The 2,288-nt window shown below is 37.0% G+C and carries 5 protein-coding genes; all 5 read left to right on the top strand.

The genetic code is table 11. The annotated features are described in order from the left end of the window. Positions 1-316 precede the first annotated feature (316 nt). A complete protein-coding gene (locus HUT38_04645; GenBank protein NUQ57740.1) occupies positions 317-556 on the top strand; it encodes a hypothetical protein in 240 nt (79 codons plus the stop codon). Further along, positions 553-954, top strand: coding sequence for a putative toxin-antitoxin system toxin component, PIN family (locus tag HUT38_04640; protein NUQ57739.1), 402 nt, complete (start codon positions 553-555; stop codon positions 952-954). Before HUT38_04645 ends, HUT38_04640 begins: the two co-directional genes overlap by 4 nt. Positions 955-989: 35 nt before the next feature. Next, entirely contained in the window at positions 990-1,256 is a 267-nt protein-coding gene (locus HUT38_04635) for a type II toxin-antitoxin system HicB family antitoxin (GenBank protein NUQ57738.1), read from the top strand. Beyond that, a complete protein-coding gene (locus HUT38_04630; protein ID NUQ57737.1) occupies positions 1,249-1,488 on the top strand; it encodes a type II toxin-antitoxin system HicA family toxin in 240 nt (79 codons plus the stop codon). The genes HUT38_04635 and HUT38_04630 overlap by 8 nt, the downstream gene beginning before the upstream one ends. 294 nt (positions 1,489-1,782) lie before the next feature. Beyond that, positions 1,783-2,288, top strand: a 506-nt coding sequence (locus HUT38_04625; GenBank protein ID NUQ57736.1) for a hypothetical protein, incomplete at its 3' end; no start/stop codon positions are given.

The raw sequence follows: 2,288 nt of genomic DNA, 5'->3' as shown, positions 1-2,288 counted from the left end.
CCATGGTATACCTTGAAAAAGTGTTACGACTGTTAGGAACAATCTAACTAACTTTAAATCAACATGTTATCCCTTACATTTAAGGTGTTAGGAATTATTTGGAGCATAGGAAACTATACCCCCACCCCCTATCAAGGCGTGCGTGTCGTTTTAATCCATCAAGTCTCTTCGTGGTAGCGCAAAAAATTTTTAAAAAGGCTTAATAAACTAAAAAATTTGCGTATAGTACTGATAGTTTTATGTATAACAAGAAGTAGTTGCTTTTACAAAATTACTTATGGTATGATTATTTCATACCATAATAGGAGGTGTATTTATGACAGCCACAACAATTAAAAAGACTATTTCCCTTCCAGAGAAACTGGCAAGAGAGGCGGAAATGATAGCCGAAGAAGAAGGGAAGACCCTGAGCGCAGTAATTCAAGACGCCTTAAGGATTACAAGGAAAGAAAGGTTGAAAAAGGAATTCTATCAAATTCAGGGTTATTGGAGTCACAAAGCAAAGGAAAAGGGTATTCTCACTGAGAAGGACCTTGAGAAATATCTTAAAAAGTGAAACTCGTATTTGACTCAAATATCTTCATTTCTGTCTTTGTTATCCCTGGTAGTAAGGCAGAGAAGGCAATCTTAAGAATAATTGAAGGCGATGATACGCTCTTAATTTCCAGGGAAATCATTAAAGAGGTCTTAGAAGTGCTATCCACAAAATTCCACCGTGATAGAGAGGCAATCAGTCATGTAGCAGTTTACCTTTCGGATATTGCTCAGGTGATAAATCCAACTAAAAGAATTCGTGTCTTTAAAGACGATCTCGACAACAGAATCCTTGAATGTGCTTTATTTGGTAAAGCCGATACAATAGTAACGGGCGATAAAGAAATGTTAATACTGAGAGAATACAAAGGGATAAAGATTATAAGCTTAAAGGAATATTTGAGCTACAGAAATAGCTGAACAATCTTTTGTTTATAGATAGGGAGATGCTAAGAATGGACTTTTATACAGTGGTATTGCGTGAAAGTAAGGGCTGTTGGGTGGCTTTGTGTTTAGAAAACGGATTAGTTGGGCAAGGAACTACGAAAGAAGATGCAATTGAGAAACTCAAAGAGGCTATCGATTCTTTCGAAGCTGTTTACAAAACTGAAAGCGATGTCTATACGGCACCGTTGTCAGTAAAAGAACTTCATGAGTTTTTGACAATCGAGGGTAAAGAGCCTACCTCGGAGCCATACGAGTTAAGGGCTGTACATGCCTAAAAATATTCCGTCTCTTAAACCGAAGGAGTTAATACGAATTCTAAAACATGGAGGTTGCGCTTTTTACAGAACAGGTAAAGGGGATCACCAGTTGTATATCCGTCATTGTGAAGGCAAGAAAAGGGTTGTACCTATTGATATGGGAGCGGGAGAGCTTTCACCACCTTATGTTCTTCGTATTTTTCGGCAATTTGGGTTTACCGATGAGGAGATAGAAAACTTATTGAGGTAGAAAAGGAGGCTTTAATATTATGAAAAAAATATTTTCTGGAATCGGCTTCTATACGTTTTGTCCCTTTTGGTGTTTAACACTTCTTTTGACGCTAGTATGTTTTAGAACAACCCTTTTTGCAGAGCAAAAAATGTAAATAAACCATCACAAGCAGATTTCATTCAAAAGACAGAAAAGCTTCAGCTACCCTTCATAGCCAATGAAGGACAAATCAATAACAATCAAGTAAGATTTTATGCCAATACCTTTGGGGGGACAATATTTGTAACAGAGGAAGGTGAGATTGTCTATTCCTTGCCAAATTCAACAGACGGAAAGAAAAATACCTTTATTAACCGCGAAAGCTCCTTACAAAATAATCTCTATAACGCAGAGCAAATGATTCAAAATGCGCAATGCAGATTCAACATCCTGCATCGTGCATCAGGTATCTCATATCAAAATTGTACCTATTGTCTTATTGCAAATCCCAATACCAACGCCGATAAACATCATATAAAAGCTATTGCTTTGAAAGAAGAATTTGTAGACGGAAAGATTAACAATATACAAGGTTTAGCCAAAGCTGTAACAAAGGTCAATTATTTCAAGGGAGAAGCCCCATCAAGATGGATGTCCAATATATCAACTTATGATGTTGTAGCTCTTGGAGAGGTATATAAAGGGATAGATTTGAAGTTGAAGACTTATGGGAATAATGTGGAAAAACTCTTTTGTGTGAAGCCGAATGCAAAACCAGACGAGATAAAAGTAAAAATCACCGGCGCCAAGGCTTTGAAGGTAAATAAAGAAGGACAACT

Source organism: Candidatus Paceibacter sp., from assembly GCA_013360865.1.
Classification (GTDB): Bacteria; Patescibacteriota; Minisyncoccia; order UBA9983; family UBA9983; genus SURF-57.
This window is presented reverse-complemented; position numbering and strand designations above follow the sequence as displayed.

Excerpts from the sequence above, each read along its gene's own strand:
- HUT38_04635 (NUQ57738.1), top strand. The coding sequence starts at position 990 with ATGGACTTTTATACAGTGGTATTGCGTGAAAGTAAGGGCTGTTGGGTG.
- HUT38_04630 (NUQ57737.1), top strand. The coding sequence starts at position 1,249 with ATGCCTAAAAATATTCCGTCTCTTAAACCGAAGGAGTTAATACGAATT.
- HUT38_04645 (NUQ57740.1), top strand. The coding sequence starts at position 317 with ATGACAGCCACAACAATTAAAAAGACTATTTCCCTTCCAGAGAAACTG.